Source organism: Glaciecola punicea ACAM 611, assembly GCF_000252165.1.
GTDB lineage: Bacteria > Pseudomonadota > Gammaproteobacteria > Enterobacterales > Alteromonadaceae > Glaciecola > Glaciecola punicea.
On the sequence record NZ_BAET01000007.1, the window covers coordinates 58,368 to 78,626 of the forward strand.

The following is a 20,259-nucleotide window of genomic DNA, read 5'->3' on the forward strand; positions in this document are numbered from 1 at the left end:
AAAACATGTCTCAAGCTTTTAATGTTGCTATACTCGGTGCAACAGGCCTAGTGGGCCAAGCAATAATGGATATACTGGCGCAGAGAAACTTTCCAGTAGATACTCTTTTTCCTTTAGCGAGCGAGCGTTCAGCTGGTGGCGAAGTAGAATTTAACGGCAAAACATTGACCGTCCTTAACGCTGATGAGTTTGATTGGTCACAGGTTCAAATTGCTTTTTTCTCAGCTGGCGGATCTGTGTCTGCAAAATATGCTCCTATCGCAGCTGGAGCGGGTTGTGTGGTTATCGACAATACCTCTCACTTTAGATACGAGCCAGACATTCCTCTTGTAGTACCTGAAGTGAATGCCCATGCTATAGCCGACTTCAGAAACAGAAATATAATTGCCAATCCGAATTGTTCTACCATTCAGATGGTAGTGGCGTTAAAGCCAATTTATGATGCTGTGGGGATTGATCGCATAAACGTGTGTACCTATCAGTCAGTGTCGGGCGCGGGTAAAAGTGCCATGGAGGGTTTAGCCAGACAAACAGCTGAACTGCTAAACGCAAAGCCTGTCACTGGAGAAGAGTTTTCACGACAAATCGCGTTTAACGTAATCCCACAAATTGATGAATTTATGGATAATGATTACACCAAAGAAGAAATGAAAATGGTATGGGAGACGCGTAAAATATTAGGTGATGACAATATTTTGGTAAACGCAACTGCGGTCCGAGTACCGGTTTTTTATGGTCACGGGGAGGCGATACATATTGAAACCCAGCAGCAAATAGACGCTGAGCACGTTAAGTCTTTATTAGCGGATGCGCCGGGTGTCACTCTTTATACCGACACAGCCGCCTTTCCTACTCAAGTAAGCAGTGCTAGTGGCAACGATGGCGTGCATGTAGGCAGGGTAAGAGACGATATATCTCATTCACACGGCATAAATATGTGGGTGGTGTCAGATAATATTCGAAAAGGTGCAGCCACTAACAGTATACAAATTGCTGAAGTATTAATAAGAGATTATTTGTAAGTCAAGCAGTAATTCGGTCGATAAACTTACGCTATACAACATTTTTAACGAGGTAATGGCAATTTGATATACGCGGACAATATTCAAAGCTTAAGCAAAAAAAACGTCATTAACGTTCAAGTATATATACTTTGCTTTGTGTTTTTGTTTGCAATAGCAAATGCGTTTATCAGTGGTGCTAGTGCTCAAACTAATCAAGTGCAGGACTCTCAGATACAGGGAGACCAAGACAATACGCAAGTATACTCGGGTGTAGTCTTTGGCCCTGTAGGTCAAAACGATACTTTATGGCGAATTGCTAGCCGCTATAAGCAGGACTCTCCTTTTTCGGTCTTTCAGACTATGCTCGCCATATTCGAGCTAAATCAGCAGGCTTTTGAAAATGGTAACTTTAATACTATGGTCAATGGTGCCACTTTGCGTCTTCCCAGTGATCTCTACATTGCCCGAATTGATCCACAGCGCGCAAGAGCAAAAGCCACTTCTGACGATAGAGCATTAGGCCCAAGATCCTCTGCTAACAGCAGACAAGCGCCTAGTACAGATGTTAAATCTGAAATCCTACCGCTCAATCAAGAGAATTTGTTTATAACATCATTGCAGTTACAATCTCAACTCGATGGTTTACGTCAGCAGCAGCAACGACAATTTGATCAACTCAAAAGGCAAGTTAGCACCTCTATCAGTGCGGTAGAATTACTGCTTGAGGAAAATAAGAAGCTAAGTAATCAGCTATTACAGTTAGATGAGAACAACCAAGCGTTGACGCAAAAAGTTGAATCAGAACTACAAAACCAAATAAACCAACAGCTTGAGCAATTAAGCCTATTAGCTACTCAAGTAACAGACGCAGAAAACAGAAGGATAGATCAGGAATCTGAGTCTATATTAAGCGTCCTTTCGTCACCGCTTGCGCTGATTATTATATTGTCTGTGGTGACACTGCTACTAATAGCTGGATTTGGCTTATTCTTGCTGCGAAAGCCCTCTCAAGCGGGCCAAAAAGGTGATGCAAAACCGGCGCAAGGCATTGTCAATGAAGATTTAGTCATAGGTGAGATTGACGATGAACTAGACAAAGACTCAAAAGATTTGATGGCGACATCGTCCAAAGAAGATACTTTTCCAGAAGACGATATTTTGTCTGATGCCATGGAAGATGACGACGTTTTAAATGCACTTCCAGATGTCGATATGGAAGACGTGCTAAATGACTTAGATGATCTGCTAGTACCGGATTCGCCATCACAAATATTTGACACTGAGTCTAAGAATGATAAAGGCAGTTCACAAGCTGTTCAGCTCGACAGCCAGAACTTTTTTGATGAGAATATTGAAAAATTGGGTCTGTCTGAGTCTCAAACGATTAGCCGTGATAACACGGCTAAAGATGCAGAAGACCCTAGCGACGAGCCTTACGCCTTACTTGGCTCCATCGGTGAGGATACTTTCGTTAGCAGGCGCCAGATCGATGACACGGTATCACAAGACTCAAATGAATCCTCAGATGAGTCATTGGATGTGAGTAATGCCGACAGTGACATGTTTGACACTGCACAAGAAAATGTTCAGGTCTCGAAACTTGCTGAAGAACTTTTAAATGATTTAGAAAATGATAATGATGACGGTCCTTTAAGCGGTGTCATCGACGATATTGATAAAACTACAGACAGCAACAGCAGCCTCAAAGAAAATCATATTAGTGATGAAAAAGCCAGCGTTTTAGCTCAGGCAAAATCAAACCCAACCCTCGATGCTAACGAGTTGCTAGACGACATCCCACGCTTTACCAGCGACATGTCATTCAACGATGGTAAAGTTGAAGACTTTATTGAAGAAGTAGTGGAGCCAGTAATAGTCAGCAAAAATTCTGAACAGTCCATACAGACTGAACAAGAAGATACGTCTGCATTATCTGAAATTAGAGACACTGATGATATCGGTTATAGTGGGATCAACAAGTCTGAAAATGAAAATGATAAATCTGATGCAAACAATCAAAAATCTATGGGTGCTAATCAAAACGATGAGGATGATCGCGACGATGGAACAGATGAAGGTCTATCCGCAGGATTTAAAGACCTACACAACTGGTTAGATGAAGGAGACAATGAAACCTGCAAGACGATAGGTGAACGAAAGAATATTGAAGTTGATTTAGCCGCGATGGCGCTAGATGATGAGTTTTATTCGCTAGACGAACGAAGCTTAACAGATGACGAGCTTGTTCAAGGTTTAGATGATGCCAACTTCGATAAAATGTTAGACGATTTAGCCAATGAGTCAGCGCAAGGTTCCGATAATAAAAACACAAGCCGATTAAGAAATGATCCGCTATCTACAGCCATCTTAGATATAGATGCATTAGCAAATGATGAGTCTATTTACCCTAGATCCAAGGGCGCTGCTAGTGAACTAGCCACTAAAGAAAAGAGCGTTGACTTAGACCTATCAAGTAAAAGCTTTGTAGACGTAGATGACCTAATTGAAGAGAGTGATGCTGCGGCTTTAATGAGTGATAGCGATAAAAGGCTGGATTTAAATAGCTCATTAGGCAGACTTAATACCAAGCAAAATGATGAATTTAATATACCTGATATAGGCATAGAGTCAGATCAGGCTAGTAACTTAGATTTGGCCCAAGTGTATATGGATATGGAAGACTTCGAAGCGGCGCAAGAACTATTAGATGAAGTAATTCGTTTGGGCACTATGGATCAGCAAGAAGAAGCAAAAGCCTTACTAGTGAATCTTAACAAGTAAGACTTTGTTGCTGATGAACCTATACTTTGTTTACCTAATTAGGCATCTAAGGGCGTAGAAAATTCTTCTGACTCCTCAAAATCACCTGTCATTGACGATAACTTACCATCTACAAATTTTAAAATAAGTTCTTTACGCACGTCTTCACCGCGTTTGCTCATTCCCCTTTTCATGTTGTAGATGTAGTACCAAGTGTCAGACGAAAAACTATCTTCGACTATTGCGTTGCCCAGAACAAACTCAACCTGTTCTTTGGTCATTTCAATTCGTAATCTATCAACGTCTTTTTGGTCAAGGAAATTGCCCTGTGGAACATCAATACGGAATATCCAGTCTGAACACGCCGTAGTGAACAAGGTGGTGACTAAGATGATGATAATGTAAGCTGATTTCATATTATACCTATTATAAATTTGCGCAGGCATCCTACCCTACCTGCGTATGACCATTCAAGCGGTAAATGGTTCGAATTTAAAATAGTCCTCACATTTTAAGCAAATCTTTCGCATTTGCAATGGCAGTATCGGTAAGTTCATCGCCTGCAAGCAATCTAGCGATTTCGTTAATACGCTCTTCTTTGCTTAACTTAAGCAAGGTGGTTTCGGTTGTTTTACCGTCAGTTACTTTGCTGACAAATAGCTGGTTATGAGCTTGTGCTGCTACTTGTGGCAGATGAGTAACGCACATTACCTGCGCCTTTTCGCCTAAACGTCTTAGTAACCTTCCAACAAGTGACGCGGTCGGTCCACTTATGCCTGTGTCTACTTCATCAAACACCATTGTGGGAATAAGAGTGTCTTTGGCACTGATAACCTGCAGCGCTAGTCCAATGCGCGACAGCTCACCGCCTGATACAACTTTATCCATGAGATCTGAAGCTTGACCCGGATTAACGGACAAGTATATTTGTACAATATCGTTGCCTAGGGCAGTTGGTGTTGGTTCAAGCTCCTGTTTTACTCTAACGTCAACGCTTGCGTGAGGCAGGTTCATTTCACGAATAGACTGTTGTATTTCAGTCGATAACAGCTTAGCCGCTTTAGTGCGAGAAGCAGAAAGTTTTTTACTGGCGGCTAAATAATGTTGATAGTTGGTCTGCACTTCATCTGTTAGCACCGTTAAGCTATCCTCTTGTGCCATCAATGATTGATATTCTTGTGCAAGCGCTAAATGTGTCTCGTAAAGTGCCTCTGGTCTTACCTGATGCTTTCTGGCTAAATCCATGGCGCTACTATATCTAGTTTCAATATAGGCAAGTTGTTCGGGATCTGCTTCAATTCGCTCTTGGTAATGCTCAAGTTCATTGCACGCATCTTCAGCTTGAATAAGTGCGTTTTGTAAACTCTCGATTATACCGTTAACGCCCTCATCAAAATGAGCAACGTTGTTAAGTGATTTAATGCTCTTTTGTAGCAATGATAAAGCATTGGCGTCATCACTCGTTTTTAAGGTGTGAACTGCAAACTCAGTATTATCGATAAGCTCTTGGGTGTTACTTAACTTTTTAAAGTCGTTTTCAAGGGTAGCAAATTCATCTTCTGCAATACTAAATTCGTCCAGCTCTTTAACTTGATAGCTGAGCAGTTGACAACGATCGAGCCTTTGCTGTTGCTGCGCTTCTAGCTGCTTTAGCTGCTTATAGGTGTGACTATAAGTTTTGTGGCTTTGTGCGACCTGAAGCAATATAGACGAATGCTGTGCATATTGGTCAAGCACCTTGCGCTGAAATTCAGGTTTTAAAAATTGATAATGCGCATGCTGGGAGTGAATAAAAGCCAGTTTACTGCCAAGTGCTTTAAGCTGACTTAAATTAACCGGAATGCCGTTTACAAAAGCTTTTGAACGCCCTTCTGGGCTAATTACGCGGCGAATAAAACACTCGTCAAGGTTGTCGTCTTGCTGGAGTTCGTGCTCGCTTAAAAATTCACGTGCACTTTTGACTTTTGCAATATCGAAATGCGCGATAACTTCAGCCTTGTCGGCGCCATCTCTTACCATGTTGGATTCTGCACGCTCCCCCAGGCATAAACCAAGTGCGTCAAGTGCGATAGATTTACCGGCACCCGTTTCTCCTGTGATAGCGGTTAAACCTAAACCTAGCGTTAACTCGACCTTTTTAACAATAGCTAAATTTTTAATGGCAATGTGTACTAGCATAGCGTTATCAGCCTATAGAATGTAAACAAGATAGCAAAATAAGATAGTTCAAGCCTAAATTTGAACAACTCTTAAACTACTGATAATATATACAGTAGTTGCGCATCTGTAAAGATCAGTTTTGTACTAAAACAGCTTGCTTCCCCAATTTAATTTAGTGCGCAGCACATTGAAATAAGAATATTCTGGAGGATGAACTAAACTCAATAAATTAGGGCTTTTCTTTATATGTACCTCATCACCTGGTGCTAAACTGATAACAAGGTGAGAGTCACAGCTTATTTGGACGTTGTCGGAATTTTTATGAGAGACTTTCAAAGTAAGTGGTGAATTCGCATCAACCACGATGGGTCTGCTTGTTAAACTATGCGGAAACATAGGCACTAAGGTTATAGCGTCTAATTGAGGTACTAAAATTGGACCACCACCGGAAAGAGAATAGGCAGTAGAGCCGGTAGGCGTGGCGATAATTAAACCATCTGAACGCTGACTAAACACAAAATCTTGGCCTACATAAAGTTCAAACTCCATCATGTGAGCCACTTTGCTATGGTGCAATACTATTTCGTTTACTGCGACATGCGTACTAATCAATTTGTTTTTACTGCGCACTTGCGCTTCAAGTAAAAAGCGTTCCTCGCGATGCAGTTCGTTGGCAAATATTCTGTCAAGCTGGCGCGAAATATCTTCGGGGTTAATATCGGTCAAAAAACCAAGATTTCCACGATTCACGCCCACCACATCTATAGGGTGACCTGCTAATACTCTAGCAGCGCCTAACATGTAGCCATCGCCACCCACCACAATGGCTAATTCAGCCTGTTTGCCAATTTCCTCCATGGAGCACACGGTTAGAGACTTATCATCAATGGAGTCGGTAATACGTGTTTCGATTAATATATTACAGCCACGTTGTGTTAACTCTTTTACTAATACCGTTAAGCTGGCATGAGTCCCAGAGTGACTAGGTTTTCCTATTAATCCAACGGTTTTGTAATGCATATAATTAGTTAGCCTAAATCCTTCGTGCCACAAAGGTATACGTAAGGCTATTGCTGTTGCAAGTACAATTTGCAGAATTTACTAAAGATTGGAAAAGTGTATGCAAATCTGCTGTACAAAGGACGCTGCCTATTTTGTCTAAAAAACCACAATAAAATAACCTTTAATAGCTTGAAGCACTAAATTCTGTCCCCATACTACCCAACACAATGCATTGTATGTGATGTTAATCACTTACCTGACTAATTAAACGAAAGTGGAGCACCCAATGACGCACGAAAATGCTTCTAACAAAGAGACGCAACAGCCCCAAAATGAAGCGGATAGTTCATCGCAGCCAGAAGCTTCAGAACCTTTGGAGGGAACAGTTGTTGGCCCTGAATCTGACGAAGTGCTAGAAGAGCAAGGTTTTGATTGGAAAATATACGCTAATGAGCTTGAGCTAAAATTGGCGGCGGCTGAAGCTAAAATTGAAGATCAAAAAGACAGCGTACTGCGCTCTATCGCCAATAGTGAAAACGCTAGACGCCGTGCTGACCAAGAGGTTGACAAAGCCCGAAAATTTGCGCTTGAAAAGTTTGCTGGTGAGCTACTGGCAGTGGTTGACAACTTAGAGCGCGCTACACAAGCAGCCGATGCTGAAAATGAATCTGTAAAACCGCTTTTAGAAGGCATTGCCTTAACGCACAAATTGTTCATGTCTACATTTGAAAAATTCGGCATAGAACTAATTGATCCACAAGGTGAGATATTTAACCCAGAGCAGCATCAAGCAATGTCGTTGCAAGAAAACGAAGAGTTTAGCCCCAACACGGTTATGGCTGTCATGCAAAAAGGCTATTCGTTGAAAGGAAGACTGCTTAGACCGGCAATGGTGATGGTATCTCGCGGTGGAACTACCAAAGTGGATACACAAGTTTAATATTTTGATAAATACAGGGGCTTAACAATAATATTAGGCCATAAAAGATCAAAATAAATAAAAATTATTGATTCACCTATTGAAAATAGGGTTACTAGCCCCACTTTATAATCATCGAAAGTGAGGCATTTAAAAAGAATTTTGGAGATATAAAAATGGGTAAAATTATTGGTATAGACCTCGGTACAACTAACTCATGCTTAGCGGTACTTGACGGCAAAACGGCAAAAGTAATCGAAAATGGTGAAGGCGAACGCACTACACCGTCGGTTATTGCTTATACACAAGACGGTGAGATATTAGTAGGCCAACCGGCAAAACGCCAGGCTGTCACAAACCCTACTAATACTTTATACGCTATTAAGCGTCTAATCGGCCGTAGATTTGAAGACAAAGAAGTACAGCGTGACATCGGTATAATGCCATATAAAATAGTCAAGGCTGACAATGGCGACGCATGGGTAGAGGCGAATGGCGAGAAAATGGCGCCTCCGCAAATATCTGCTGAAGTCTTGAAAAAGATGAAAAAGACCGCCGAAGACTATTTAGGTGAAGAAGTAACGGGTGCAGTTATTACTGTACCAGCTTACTTTAACGATTCTCAGCGTCAAGCCACTAAAGACGCAGGCCGAATTGCTGGCTTAGAAGTGAAGCGTATTATTAATGAACCGACCGCTGCAGCGCTTGCTTACGGCATGGATAAAAATAAAGGCAATAATACTATCGCGGTATATGACCTTGGCGGCGGTACCTTCGATATTTCAATCATTGAAATAGACGTAGTAGACGGCGAGCACACCTTTGAAGTACTTTCTACAAATGGTGATACGCATTTAGGCGGAGAAGATTTTGATAGCCGCATGATTAACTACTTGGTAGATGAATTTAAGAAAGATCAAGGGTTTGATTTACGTAAAGATCCGTTGGCGATGCAGCGCCTTAAAGAAGCCGGTGAAAAAGCGAAAATTGAGTTATCTTCAGCTCAACAAACGGAAGTTAACTTACCGTATATTACCGCTGATGCATCAGGCCCCAAGCACTTAGTGATTAAGGTCACTCGTGCAAAACTTGAATCGTTGGTTGAAGACTTAGTCAAGCAGTCGCTAGGACCACTTAAGCAAGCATTAACTGATGCTGACCTTAGTGTCGGTGAAATTAATGACATTATTTTAGTGGGTGGCCAAACGCGCATGCCACTAGTGCAAAAATATGTCACTGAATTTTTCGGTAAAGAGCCCCGCAAAGACGTAAACCCTGATGAAGCAGTTGCAGTAGGCGCAGCCATTCAAGGCGGTGTATTAGCAGGCGAAGTTACAGATGTATTGTTATTAGATGTAACGCCTTTGTCACTTGGTATTGAAACTATGGGCGGCGTAATGACCGCGCTTATTGAGAAAAATACGACTATTCCAACGAAGAAAGGCCAAACTTTCTCTACGGCTGAAGACAACCAGTCAGCGGTAACGGTACATGTATTACAAGGTGAGCGTAAGCAAGCTCAAGGCAACAAGTCCTTAGGCCAGTTCAACTTAGAAGGTATCCGTCCAGCATCGCGCGGCGCCCCTCAAATTGAAGTGACCTTTGATATTGATGCAAATGGTATTTTACATGTGTCTGCAAAAGATAAAGACACCGGTAAAGAGCAGAAGATTACGATTAAATCATCTTCTGGCCTGAGTGAAGACGAAATTAATCAAATGGTGCAAGACGCTGAAGCAAATAAAGACGCCGACGCTAAATTTGAAGAGTTAGTGCAAGCGCGTAACCAAGCAGACGGCATGATCCACGGCACGCGCACTCAGGTTGAAGAATCTGGGGAAGCATTAAGCGCTGACGACAAGGCTAAAATTGAAACGGCGCTTGATGCTTTAGAGGCTGCCCGTAAAGGTGAAGATAAAGAGTCGATTGAATCCAAAACTCAGGCCTTAATTGAAGCTTCTGCGCCATTGATGGAAATTGCACAAGCAAAAGCACAGGCTGAAGGAGCACAAGCTGAAGGTTCAGAAGCGCCAAAGCAAAATGCAAAAGACGCCGGTGATGACGTAGTTGACGCTGAGTTTGAAGAAGTAAAAGACGACAAGAAGTAATGCTTGGAAGTCTAGAGAAGCTACCGTTTTTTATAGCTAAAAGTCAGTAGTGTTTATTAGGCGCAACCTTTAACGAGTGTTGCGCCTTTATTACGAAAGCAGTTTGTACTTTTACTTTGTGCAAATATGCTCCTTATCGGCACGCTAATGCGTGCACAATAAACGAATTAACAATAATTTTGGCAGTACTAGCTGCAGCATACAGTGCTTGCGGTTTTGAAATAGTAAATGCTGTCGAATATTAACAAGTTCCAATGGGTGGTTTATGTCTAAAAGAGACTATTATGAAGTGCTGGGGGTGGGCAAAAACACCGAAGCACGTGATATCAAAAAAGCCTACAAAAAGTTGGCAATGAAGTATCACCCAGATCGTACACAAGGTGATAAAGCGCTTGAAGAGAAGTTTAAAGAAATTCAAGAAGCTTATGAAATATTAACCGACGCTCAGAAACGAGCGGCCTACGATCAATACGGTCATGCCGGTGTTGATCCCAACCGCGGCGGTGGCGGTGGTGGTGGTGCTGAATTCGGTGATATTTTTGGAGATGTGTTTGGCGATATCTTCGGCGGTGGTCGCGGGGGCGGTCGCTCAAGAGCACGTCAAGGCTCCGATTTACGATATAATCTAGAAATGTCGCTAGAAGATGCGGTACGCGGTAAAGAAGTTGAAATTCGTGTACCCACCTTGGTGGAGTGCGATACTTGCGACGGCTCAGGCGCTAAAAAAGGCTCAACGCCCACTACGTGCCCTACCTGTAAAGGAAACGGTCAAGTGCAGATGCGCCAAGGCTTTTTTGCGGTGCAGCAAACGTGTCCAAGCTGTTCGGGTAAAGGAAAGATCATTTCAGATCCGTGCTCACCGTGTCGAGGACAAGGCCGAGTAGAAAAGACTAAAACCTTATCTGTTAAAGTGCCTGCAGGGGTTGATACAGGCGACCGTATACGTCTTTCATCAGAAGGTGAAGCAGGTGAAGCGGGTGCACCAGCAGGTGACTTATACGTTCAGGTAAACGTACGCGACCATGAGATTTTCACACGTGACGCAAACAACCTATTTTGTGAGGTGCCTTTAGGTTTCACTACTGCAGCATTAGGCGGCGAAATACAAGTGCCAACGCTTGACGGTAAAGTAAAGCTAAAGATTACTCCCGAAACACAAACAGGTAAAATGTTTAGACTGCGCGGTAAAGGTGTCAAATCGGTGAGAAGTGGCAGTGTTGGCGACCTGATCTGTAAGGTCGTCATTGAGACGCCTGTGAATCTTTCTTCAAAACAAAGAGACTTGCTGCAAGAGTTTGAAGTGTCAATTAATGGTCAAGCTGCTAAACACAGGCCTAAAGAGAAAGGTTTTTTTGATGGCGTAAAAAAGTTCTTTGACGATTTGACAAAATAAAAGCTCGGCTATTAATGTAGGTTATTAAAACCTCAGCACCTTGTGTTGGGGTTTTTCGTTTCTATATAGTTAAAAGTCTTCGTAAATATGTTAATTTATAAAAAGTAGTCAAACAATGCTTGGCTATTTCCTAATTAATAATAACATTTATAGGTTTACAGTAGTATTGTCAGTTAAAGTTCACAGTCGTGAGTTAGCTGTTTTGACTACGCATCATCACACTATAGGATATTTTATGAAAACATCATCGTTACTTTTATTAGCGGCAGGCTGTTCTTTGGTGCTGGGCAGTGTTTGTCTTGCACCTCAAGCATTAGCTAGCGAAGTTAGACAAGCTTCAAGTGAAAAACAAGCAGAAACAGCGGTTACTTTTAGGCAGTCATTATTGCAATTAGTGCGCAGTAATATGGGCCCTCTTGGCGCAATGGCAAAGGGCAATATTCCAATGGACGCCGAAGTAATAGGCACAAACTCAAAAAGAATAGAGTTTTTAGCTGATATGATGCACGATTATTTTTCCCTTGATACAAGCGCTTTTCCAGTAGAAACGGGTGCAAAAGACGAAATATGGCAAAATCACGCTGACTTTACTCGCAAAGTGAACGATATGGTAAGTGCGGCGGCCGACTTACAAACACTGGTCGCAAATAACCAAGAAGGCGATTTTAGAAAAGGCATTGGCGCACTAGGGGCAACGTGTAAAGCTTGTCACGACGATTACAAAAAAGATTAGTAATTACGATTAATAATAAAAAAAGGACAGTATTTATATGTACGCATATGCTGTACAAAAAGCAGGGCAAGCCTTGTCAAAAATTGAGCTTGAGTTACCACCATTAGGCGCAGACGAAGTAAAAATAAAAGTCAGCTATTGTGGAATTTGTCACTCAGACCTTTCGATGCTCAACAACGAATGGGGAGCATCGACGTTCCCACTAGTGGCGGGGCATGAAGTATCGGGAGAGGTTGTTGAAGTTGGTAGCAGTGTAAGTAAACACAAGGTGGGTGATGTCGTTGGCTTGGGCTGGCATGCAGCTTACTGTGACACTTGTCGCACCTGCGATACCGGTGATCAGAACCTATGTGCTTCAGCTCAGCCTACTATAATCGGCCGCCACGGCGGTTTTGCCGAGTTTGTACAGGCGTCATAAACAAGCGTAGTGGCCCTGCCGAAGGGGATCGATGTCAAATCAGCAGGTCCTATGTTTTGCGGTGGTATTACGGTGTTTAATCCTCTTGTACAGTTTGATATTAAACCAACAAGCAAGGTTGCAGTTATTGGTATTGGTGGTTTAGGTCATTTAGCGCTGCAGTTTTTAAACGCTTGGGGCTGTGAAGTTACTGCGTTCACCTCTAGCGAAAGCAAATTCGATGAAGCAAAATCGATGGGGGCGCATCACGTGATTAATTCAATCGATGCCAAACAGATAGAGGCCGCTAACAGCAGGTTTGACCTGATTATTTCAACCGTAAACGTAAAGTTAGATTGGAACTTGTATTTGACCACCCTAACACCAAAAGGCCGCTTGCATTTTGTGGGGGCTACCTTAGAGCCTCTTAATGTTGGTGTTTTTTCGCTGATAGGCGGACAAAAAAGTATTTCAGGTTCACCGGTAGGCAGTCCTGATACTATTAAAACGATGCTCGATTTTGCCAACCAGCATAGCATTGAGCCATTAGTTGAAGAGTTTCCTATGAGTCAGGTCAACGAAGCTATTGCTCATTTGGAATCGGGTAAGGCGCGCTATAGAATTGTGTTAAAAGCCGACTTTTAAAGCAAATCTTTACCCTTAGCCTGAATAAATATAGTGGCATCACACTGCATTATGTGATGCCGCTAATATCATTTACTATGTAGATATTGACATAAGCTAAAACTATTGACGCCCTGCTGAATATGTCAATACATAAAAAAGTCATCAGATGGGGGCGGCGGCAGTACTTCAAGGATTAAATACATAGCGATTGCCGTTATTAATAAACTGATAAGCAAACCTGCCCAAGGAAATATCGCACTTGAGTAAGGCGATACTGCAACATCCGTGCGGCTGACTTTCTTCTTGCCCGTAATCATGGCTTTCGTTAAACCCTCTTTCAACACAATTTTGTGATATGAGATGGCGAGAATATGCAGTGCAATAAAACCGAGCAAAAGTGTAAATACGTTATGATGAAGAAAATTGGCAATATCTTGAGCGCGATTACCTAATACACCATAGTACAGTCCATCACTAAATACTTCATCGCTTATAAATAAACCGCTTAACGCCTGCGTTAAAATTAACGTGAGCAGCACAATGATTGAATATGCACCCGCTGGATTGTGCCCTAAAAATTGACTAAATGACCGCTTGTTACGCAAATATTGAAACGTGGTAATGGGGGACGTGACAAACTGGCTGAATTGTGAATAGTAGGTACCGAAAATACCCCAGCAAAGCCTAAATATGACCAGCGCTATACAGGTGTATCCTGCATAAAAATGCCACTGCATGGTATTTGGCAGTATATTATCATCTAAAATTTCGCCGCTTAAATATTGAAAAATAATAATCAAAACGAAGCCCCAATGGCAGACCCTAACAGGAATATCCCAGACCTTTTGTGTGTGCATTAGCATCCTTTAGCGAGGCAAAGTGTTTCTTAACCTCTATTGTACAAGTTATTTTCATTTTCGACAGTATACAAGGGCGATAAGTTTTTTAAAGTTGCAAGGTGTTGATGCGGTAACGCCTCGCTACTCATAAGGTATGTTAGCCCAAAGTCTTATTGCTGTGTTAAGCTTTGACTGATAATTTTTTATGCGTATCCACAAAATGTTTGCGAGCCCATAAATGTACCGCACCTGCCTATCCCAAACGAGTATCCACTTATGCTAATATTTTTCATATGCCTCACCATTCTAATATTAGGTTACAAGTTTTATAGCCCTTTTGTTGAAAAACAAGCGGGTATGGACCCAACGGCAATGACGCCGCAGAAGCGTTTTAGTGAAGGTGTAGATTATGTACCTATTCATCCTGTACGCGCATTTTTGATCCAATTTTTGAACATAGCCGGTGTAGGCCCAATTTTTGGTCCAATTTTAGGTGCTTTGTATGGCCCAATAGCCTTAGTCTGGATTGTGCTTGGTAACGTTTTAGGCGGTGCCGTTCACGACTTTTTCTCTGGCGTAATGAGCATAAAAGAAGACGGTAAAAGCCTGCCTGAAATAGCAGGCAAATACTATAACGTAGTATTTAAAGGTTTTATGCTCTTGTTCACCGCCATGCTGCTGTTTTTTGTTGGGGTGGTATTTATTATGAGTCCGGCTGGCCTACTCAGTAATCTTGATATTTTTAAAGACACTATTTTTGCCAATAATACTTTTTGGGTGCTGGTAATATTAGCCTATTACTTTTTAGCTACCATGCTGCCGATAGACAAGATTATTACTAAGCTTTACCCGCTGTTTGGTTTGTTAATGATTGTGATGACCACGCTCATTGGTGTTGCGCTATTAATAAAGGCGCCACATTTACCAGTAACAGGTGACTTATTTGCTTACTTTGAAACCGACCATGCACATGATTTTTTGAGCCCTAATTCAGACGGTTTGCCCATATGGCCGCTGCTGTTTATTACAATTACCTGTGGCGCTATCAGTGGTTTTCATTCAACTCAAGCACCGATTATTGCACGGTGCTTAACGAATGAAAAATATGTGCGGCCGGTTTATTACGGCGCTATGATGTGTGAAGGGATTGTAGCTTGTGTATGGGCTTTGGCTGGTATCGCGGCATTTCCTGAAGGCTACGACGGTTTGAAAGCAATGTTAGACCAAGGTGGTCCAGGACTAGTGGTGAACTATGTTGCTAGCAGTTACTTAGGTGTTCTTGGCGGCATAATGGCGATTATTGCCGTGGCGATTTTCCCCATTACTTCAGGCGATACTGCTTTTCGCTCGCTGCGCCTAACCATGGTTGACGCTTTTAATATTCCGCAAAGTTTACGTAACCGTATACTACTTGCTATTCCTATTTTAACCATCGCTTTTTTTATGACGAAGCTCGACTTCACCGTTATTTGGCGTTATTTTGCTTTTTCAAATATGCTGCTTTCAACCAGCGTGCTGTGGTTAGCTACTAAATACTTGTTTGACCGTGGTACTTTTCATTGGGTGGCAAGTGTACCAGCGGTTATTACTACAGCAATCACTTTGTCTTATATTGCAACGGCTAAAATTGGACTCAATTTACCAAGTGACTTATCAAAACCCATTGGTGTCGCGGTAGCAGTAGTCGTCTTTATTGGGCTTGTGTTAATACATAATAAGCATAAGGTAAAAACAAACATGTAGGCTTTTACCTTATTTTACGAAGCGAAACAAACCAGCTTTGCTAGCGTCTTTACTTTAGTGCAAAATAGCGCTAAATGTTGTGCCAAAATACTAGAAGCGATATTAAAACGTCTCTAGCTTTCTAATAGAGAGGATTAGCAGTGATAAGAGTAGGTGTGTTTGGTGCCAATGGCAGAATGGGCAGGATATTAATAGAGGCGGCTTGCCAGCATCGACAGGTAAGTCTTGGTTTTGCTAGTGTTCGTAATGGCTCTGCTTTTGAGGGGATAGATGCAGGTGAGTTGGCCGGCATACATAAGCAAAATGTGGCTGTTGCCGTCATCAACGATACGCTAGCGATTAGCGCCGATATTCTCATCGATTTCACCTTACCTGATGCTTTAGCGTATAACCTTGCATATGCATGTAAACACAACAAACCTATTGTTATTGGTACGACTGGCTTAAATAAAGCACAGCTCGCGCTAATTGATCAAGCCGCATTAAGCGTTCCCATTGTGTTTGCCGCAAATTATAGTGTAGGCGTCAATGTTATGCTAGATTTGGTAGAGACTGCGGCGGCCGTAATGGGTGACCAAGCCGATATAGAGATTATTGAGGCGCACCACCGTTTCAAAAAAGATGCACCTTCAGGCACTGCTATGGCCATTGGTGAGCGTATCGCTAATACGCTCAATCGAGATTTAGCCACATGCGCAGTGTACGGACGTGAAGGTGATACAGGCGAGCGTACCCGCGACACAATTGGCTTTGCTACCATAAGAGCGGGCGACATAGTGGGTGAGCATACAGTGCTTTTTGCGACCTTAGGCGAGCGCCTTGAAATTACCCATAAAGCCAGTAATCGATTAACCTTTGGCAATGGTGCCATAACTGCTGCTGTTTGGATAAAGGCGCAAAAACCTGGCTTATACTCTATGCGGCAAGTATTAAATTTAGCAAAGTAGATTAGGGCGTGTTGATCTTTGCTGTAGAAGAAATAAATGGCATGAAGATAGGGTATAATCGAAAAAATGCGCGCTCATTTACCTAAAAAAACGAATGGTTAGTTTGACGTTTGACAAACACCGTTAGCAGTGATACGTTTTAAGAAAGGGATTTATACTCACGAAGTACATTAAGAAGTTATAGCGATGACGACTCAAAATGAACAAGGATTGTTCAGACCACAGGATGTGGCGAACCAATCTGTAAAATTAGATGGTGACGTAGTCATCGCACAGCCCTCAGCAGCAAGGATATTGCTACTAGCATTGGTTGCCATTAGTCTCGTATATCTAGCTAACGCGTCTTTTCATCGCAAAGAGACCTTCATGGCTTATCTACAACCTGCTTCTGGCTTAGCCAAAATTACTGTCAAAAATGCCGGTGTGGTCAATACGCTTTACGCTAAAAATGGCGATACAGTTGTCGCCGGCGACCCAATAGCCCTTATTCATATTCCTGAACTTTTATCAGACGGTCAAAATGTCACTGCATTACTGACCAACACGCTTAATCAACAGCTGAGCTTTACCGATATTCGTGCGAATGAGGTAACTAGCCAGCATAATCAACAAACACAAACCTTAGCTCAGCGTATTTACGTTAACAAACAGTCATTCATCGAAGCGCAAGCGCAACTTACCTTACTCAATGAACGCCTCGCTATTATACAACAGGTGTCTGAGTTGACCTCCTCGTATCAAACCCAGAGGCGCCAAATAGAGCAGTTAACCACCCAGTTAAATCGAATCCCATCAAAGCATGCCCAGCAACTGGCCATGCTTAACACTGAAAAAACTAGGATAAACCAGCAATTAGCCGAGGCCAGCGCACGTGGGCAGGTATTACTGATTGTGCCCATTGCTGGAAAGGTCACTAACTTGGTGGCTGAGCCGGGAACTTCAATACCTGAACAATTGCCGCTGGCGATCATCGTGCCAACAAACGATGTGCTAAAAAGCCATATTGCTGGTGCTCACTCGCGCTTTCGGTTTTGTCGAAGCAGGGCAACATACACGTATACGATTCGACGCTTTCCCCTACCAACGTTTTGGTTTGTTTGAAGGCGAAGTGACCCATGCGGCAAATTCAATATTGTTGCCGGGTGAAGTAGACATGCCAATTAGTATCCAAGAGCCTGTATACCGCGTAGAGGTGGCCTTGGGTAAGCAAGAAATCCGCGCTTATGGAAAGGAAGTCCCGTTGCAACCGGGTATGACCTTAAGCGCAGATGTCGTGCTTGAACAACACAGCTTAATAAGCTGGTTGCTTGAGCCAATTTTAAGCCTGAAAGGGCGTATATAAAACCTAAACTTAAAATAATCTCTAGGAGAGATGATATGCAAGAATTGAAGTTTGATCAAGTAGGAGATGTGAATGGTGGATTCGGACCAGGTGGCGCTATTTTGGGAGGAGCTATTGGTGGTGTTAGTAGTGCCTTAAATGGCGGAGGTTTTGGCAATATCGCAGGTGCAATAGCGTTTGGTGCTGCATCTGGCTTCTTTGGGGGTTTTGTGGGCCACACTGGCTCAAGGTTTGCCAATGCAATGTTTGGAGGAAAATCGTTTATGCTAGGTGTAGGTGCTTCTAAATTCTAGAAAATTAAAGGGGCTGAACATTTGGCCCCTTTATTAAATTGGAGAAAAAAATGTTTTTTAACGCATTTATATTACCATTGGTCGTTGTTTTGGTTCTGCCAAGGGTACTAGATAAAAGAAATAGGACGTTGACCTGCAGTGCAGTAAGCGTTATTTTTATTCTAATATTTTTACACGAATATATTTTTATGAGTGAAAACTGGCTGTTTACAACAATTGGGAAGTGTATAGCGGTATTAATACTGGGATTGACATCCTATAAGTATTGCAATTTCGATGGTACTTTTAAGGAAAAACATCTGCGAGGGAAATTATGGTAGGGCTCATAGTCATGCGTCTCGTTGGGCCGGTCGAGATCATTTGGCAAGCAATCCATATTTTTTATCGGGGTTATAACGGCGCTAGTGTTAAGTCGCTTTGTGGCGGTAACGTTTTGGATTGAATTTACCCAGGTGGGCTGATTGATTTATGTACAGAAAAGATCAACACGTTCTAGTACGATGCTAGGGTAGCAATACAAAAGACGCACTTTTGAGGCTTTGCTAGTGAATTTAGAGTGTTCCGGTTGTTTTAATCATTTATTTAAAACCTATAGACCTGAATGGTTTAGTTCGATATACTACTTAGAATTTGCCAAAGGGAAGCGATTTTACTAATTTGAAATCCTTCTAACAATAACGGCAGGTGCTAACAGTCAAGGCTTTATGTTAGTTATTGCTCGTTTTGTAGTCTCTATTTTGGCAGAGATACTAAACCATTTTTTATATCAAAATATGGTTTAACGACAGGTTTGCTTCATTCTAATGACGAACCCTAGCTATCTCTACTTTTTAGGAGATTTAAGTGGCTGTTTCTGCCCTGTTAGTACTCGCCGACGGATCCGTGTTTAAAGGAACCGCCATTGGTGCGACCGGTAGCAGCGTTGGTGAGGTTGTATTCAACACCTCAATGACCGGCTATCAAGAAATTCTTACCGACCCTTCATACGCTGAACAAATTATTACCTTAACTTATCCCCATATCGGCAACACTGGCATTAACAGTGAAGATGTTGAATCTGGCCAAGTGTGGGCTAAAGGCTTAGTAATAAGAGATTTGCCATTAGTCGCCAGTAACTTTAGAAGTCAGCAAAGCTTAAGTGACTATTTACTAGCCAATAATGTAATAGGCATAGCCGATATTGACACGCGCAGGCTGACCCGCATTTTACGTGATAAAGGCGCTCAAAACGGCTGCATTTTAAGTCTTGAAAATCTTAGCGACATAGACAGCGTGATTGAAAAGGCCTTAGCACAAGCAAAAGGCTTTGCTGGTCTAAAAGGAATGGATTTAGCCAAGGTTGCTAGCTGTGAAAAGCATTATGAGTTCACACACGGCATATGGCACTTAGAAAGTGGTTACGATACCCAAATCACTAATTTACCCTATCATGTGGTTGCTTACGATTTTGGCGCTAAGCGCAACATCCTGCGCATGCTTGTTGACCGCGGCTGCCGGCTAACGGTGGTACCCGCGCAGACATCCGCAAAAGACGTATTAGCGCTGAAGCCCGACGGAATATTTCTATCTAATGGACCCGGTGATCCGCAGCCATGCGACTATGCAATAAGCGCCATTAAAACCTTTATTGACGAACAAATCCCCATGTTCGGTATTTGTTTGGGACATCAACTTTTGGCCTTGGCCGCAGGTGCGAGCACGCAAAAAATGAAGTTTGGCCACCACGGCGCAAACCATCCGGTCAAAGATCTTGCCACAAACCGCGTTATGATCACCAGTCAAAACCACGGTTTTGCGGTAGATGAAAACAGTTTGCCTAGTACTATTAAGGTTACCCATGTATCCTTGTTTGACCAGTCTCTGCAGGGAATAGCGTTAAAAAATGCACCAGCCATCGGTTTTCAAGGCCACCCAGAAGCAAGCCCTGGTCCGGTAGATGCCGCTGCATTATTTGACCACTTTATAGACCTGATTAAACAAGCAAAACAATAG

Annotated in this window: 16 protein-coding genes and 1 pseudogene; 13 read left to right on the top strand and 4 right to left on the bottom strand. The window is 42.4% G+C overall.

Annotation, left to right across the window (positions count from 1 at the left end):
• Positions 1 to 5: 5 nt before the first annotated feature.
• Positions 6 to 1,022 carry an aspartate-semialdehyde dehydrogenase gene (locus GPUN_RS02715; RefSeq protein ID WP_006003193.1) on the top strand — a complete coding sequence of 339 codons (1,017 nt, stop codon included), beginning with the start codon at positions 6 to 8 and terminating at the stop codon, positions 1,020 to 1,022.
• 63 nt (positions 1,023 to 1,085) lie between these two features.
• Positions 1,086 to 3,785 (top strand): FimV/HubP family polar landmark protein, encoded by a 2,700-nt coding sequence (locus GPUN_RS02720; protein ID WP_006003194.1) that lies wholly within the window; start codon positions 1,086 to 1,088, stop codon positions 3,783 to 3,785.
• Positions 3,786 to 3,823: 38 nt separating this feature from the next.
• Here GPUN_RS02720 and GPUN_RS02725 read toward each other — a convergent pair whose 3' ends face one another.
• The 3 genes from GPUN_RS02725 to nadK form a co-directional block, all read right to left on the bottom strand.
• The gene (locus tag GPUN_RS02725) at positions 3,824 to 4,180 is read right to left on the bottom strand and encodes an outer membrane protein assembly factor BamE (RefSeq protein ID WP_040520189.1); all 357 of its coding nucleotides are present in this window, start codon (positions 4,178 to 4,180) and stop codon (positions 3,824 to 3,826) included.
• 88 nt (positions 4,181 to 4,268) lie between these two features.
• Positions 4,269 to 5,942, bottom strand: coding sequence for a DNA repair protein RecN (gene recN / locus GPUN_RS02730; protein WP_006003196.1), 1,674 nt, complete (start codon positions 5,940 to 5,942; stop codon positions 4,269 to 4,271).
• A gap of 126 nt (positions 5,943 to 6,068) precedes the next feature.
• A complete protein-coding gene (gene nadK, locus GPUN_RS02735; RefSeq protein WP_006003197.1) occupies positions 6,069 to 6,944 on the bottom strand; it encodes an NAD(+) kinase in 876 nt (291 codons plus the stop codon).
• 268 nt (positions 6,945 to 7,212) lie between these two features.
• Between nadK and grpE the strand changes: the two genes are divergently transcribed.
• From grpE to ahr, 5 genes and pseudogenes are all read left to right on the top strand, one after another.
• A complete protein-coding gene (gene grpE / locus GPUN_RS02740; RefSeq protein WP_006003198.1) occupies positions 7,213 to 7,866 on the top strand; it encodes a nucleotide exchange factor GrpE in 654 nt (217 codons plus the stop codon).
• 155 nt (positions 7,867 to 8,021) lie between these two features.
• Positions 8,022 to 9,953: a molecular chaperone DnaK gene (gene dnaK, locus GPUN_RS02745; protein ID WP_006003199.1), complete on the top strand. Its 1,932-nt coding sequence runs from the start codon at positions 8,022 to 8,024 to the stop codon at positions 9,951 to 9,953.
• A gap of 265 nt (positions 9,954 to 10,218) precedes the next feature.
• Positions 10,219 to 11,346 (top strand): molecular chaperone DnaJ, encoded by a 1,128-nt coding sequence (gene dnaJ / locus GPUN_RS02750; RefSeq protein WP_006003200.1) that lies wholly within the window; start codon positions 10,219 to 10,221, stop codon positions 11,344 to 11,346.
• A gap of 235 nt (positions 11,347 to 11,581) precedes the next feature.
• Positions 11,582 to 12,079 (top strand): c-type cytochrome, encoded by a 498-nt coding sequence (locus GPUN_RS02755; protein WP_006003201.1) that lies wholly within the window; start codon positions 11,582 to 11,584, stop codon positions 12,077 to 12,079.
• A 37-nt stretch (positions 12,080 to 12,116) separates the two neighbouring features.
• Positions 12,117 to 13,121 (top strand): annotated as a pseudogene (ahr, locus tag GPUN_RS02760) (NADPH-dependent aldehyde reductase Ahr).
• A 125-nt stretch (positions 13,122 to 13,246) separates the two neighbouring features.
• On the opposite strand, the gene GPUN_RS02765 reads toward ahr, so the two are convergent.
• Entirely contained in the window at positions 13,247 to 13,960 is a 714-nt protein-coding gene (locus tag GPUN_RS02765; protein ID WP_006003205.1) for a cytochrome b/b6 domain-containing protein, read from the bottom strand.
• Positions 13,961 to 14,218: 258 nt separating this feature from the next.
• Here GPUN_RS02765 and GPUN_RS02770 point away from each other — a divergent pair, with 258 nt between their 5' ends.
• The 6 genes from GPUN_RS02770 to carA all read left to right on the top strand — a co-directional run bounded on the left by GPUN_RS02770 (position 14,219) and on the right by carA (position 20,259).
• Entirely contained in the window at positions 14,219 to 15,685 is a 1,467-nt protein-coding gene (locus GPUN_RS02770) for a carbon starvation CstA family protein (RefSeq protein ID WP_006003207.1), read from the top strand.
• A gap of 140 nt (positions 15,686 to 15,825) precedes the next feature.
• Positions 15,826 to 16,632: a 4-hydroxy-tetrahydrodipicolinate reductase gene (dapB, locus tag GPUN_RS02775; RefSeq protein WP_006003209.1), complete on the top strand. Its 807-nt coding sequence runs from the start codon at positions 15,826 to 15,828 to the stop codon at positions 16,630 to 16,632.
• A gap of 186 nt (positions 16,633 to 16,818) precedes the next feature.
• Positions 16,819 to 17,733, top strand: a complete 915-nt coding sequence (locus GPUN_RS14120; protein WP_006003210.1) for an HlyD family secretion protein — start codon at positions 16,819 to 16,821, stop codon at positions 17,731 to 17,733.
• Positions 17,642 to 17,974 (top strand): beta-barrel domain-containing protein, encoded by a 333-nt coding sequence (locus GPUN_RS14575; protein WP_238528934.1) that lies wholly within the window; start codon positions 17,642 to 17,644, stop codon positions 17,972 to 17,974. Before GPUN_RS14120 ends, GPUN_RS14575 begins: the two co-directional genes overlap by 92 nt.
• Positions 17,975 to 18,009: 35 nt before the next feature.
• Positions 18,010 to 18,267, top strand: a complete 258-nt coding sequence (locus tag GPUN_RS02785) for a hypothetical protein (protein ID WP_006003213.1) — start codon at positions 18,010 to 18,012, stop codon at positions 18,265 to 18,267.
• An 843-nt stretch (positions 18,268 to 19,110) separates the two neighbouring features.
• Entirely contained in the window at positions 19,111 to 20,259 is a 1,149-nt protein-coding gene (gene carA, locus GPUN_RS02795) for a glutamine-hydrolyzing carbamoyl-phosphate synthase small subunit (protein WP_006003215.1), read from the top strand.

Coding starts and splice junctions, on each gene's coding strand:
- dnaK (WP_006003199.1), top strand. CDS start 8,022: ATGGGTAAAATTATTGGTATAGACCTCGGTACAACTAACTCATGCTTA.
- GPUN_RS02785 (WP_006003213.1), top strand. CDS start 18,010: ATGCAAGAATTGAAGTTTGATCAAGTAGGAGATGTGAATGGTGGATTC.
- GPUN_RS02715 (WP_006003193.1), top strand. CDS start 6: ATGTCTCAAGCTTTTAATGTTGCTATACTCGGTGCAACAGGCCTAGTG.
- grpE (WP_006003198.1), top strand. CDS start 7,213: ATGACGCACGAAAATGCTTCTAACAAAGAGACGCAACAGCCCCAAAAT.
- GPUN_RS02770 (WP_006003207.1), top strand. CDS start 14,219: ATGCTAATATTTTTCATATGCCTCACCATTCTAATATTAGGTTACAAG.
- GPUN_RS02725 (WP_040520189.1), bottom strand. CDS start 4,180: ATGAAATCAGCTTACATTATCATCATCTTAGTCACCACCTTGTTCACT.
- GPUN_RS14120 (WP_006003210.1), top strand. CDS start 16,819: ATGACGACTCAAAATGAACAAGGATTGTTCAGACCACAGGATGTGGCG.
- recN (WP_006003196.1), bottom strand. CDS start 5,942: ATGCTAGTACACATTGCCATTAAAAATTTAGCTATTGTTAAAAAGGTC.
- dnaJ (WP_006003200.1), top strand. CDS start 10,219: ATGTCTAAAAGAGACTATTATGAAGTGCTGGGGGTGGGCAAAAACACC.
- GPUN_RS02755 (WP_006003201.1), top strand. CDS start 11,582: ATGAAAACATCATCGTTACTTTTATTAGCGGCAGGCTGTTCTTTGGTG.
- nadK (WP_006003197.1), bottom strand. CDS start 6,944: ATGCATTACAAAACCGTTGGATTAATAGGAAAACCTAGTCACTCTGGG.
- GPUN_RS02765 (WP_006003205.1), bottom strand. CDS start 13,960: ATGCACACACAAAAGGTCTGGGATATTCCTGTTAGGGTCTGCCATTGG.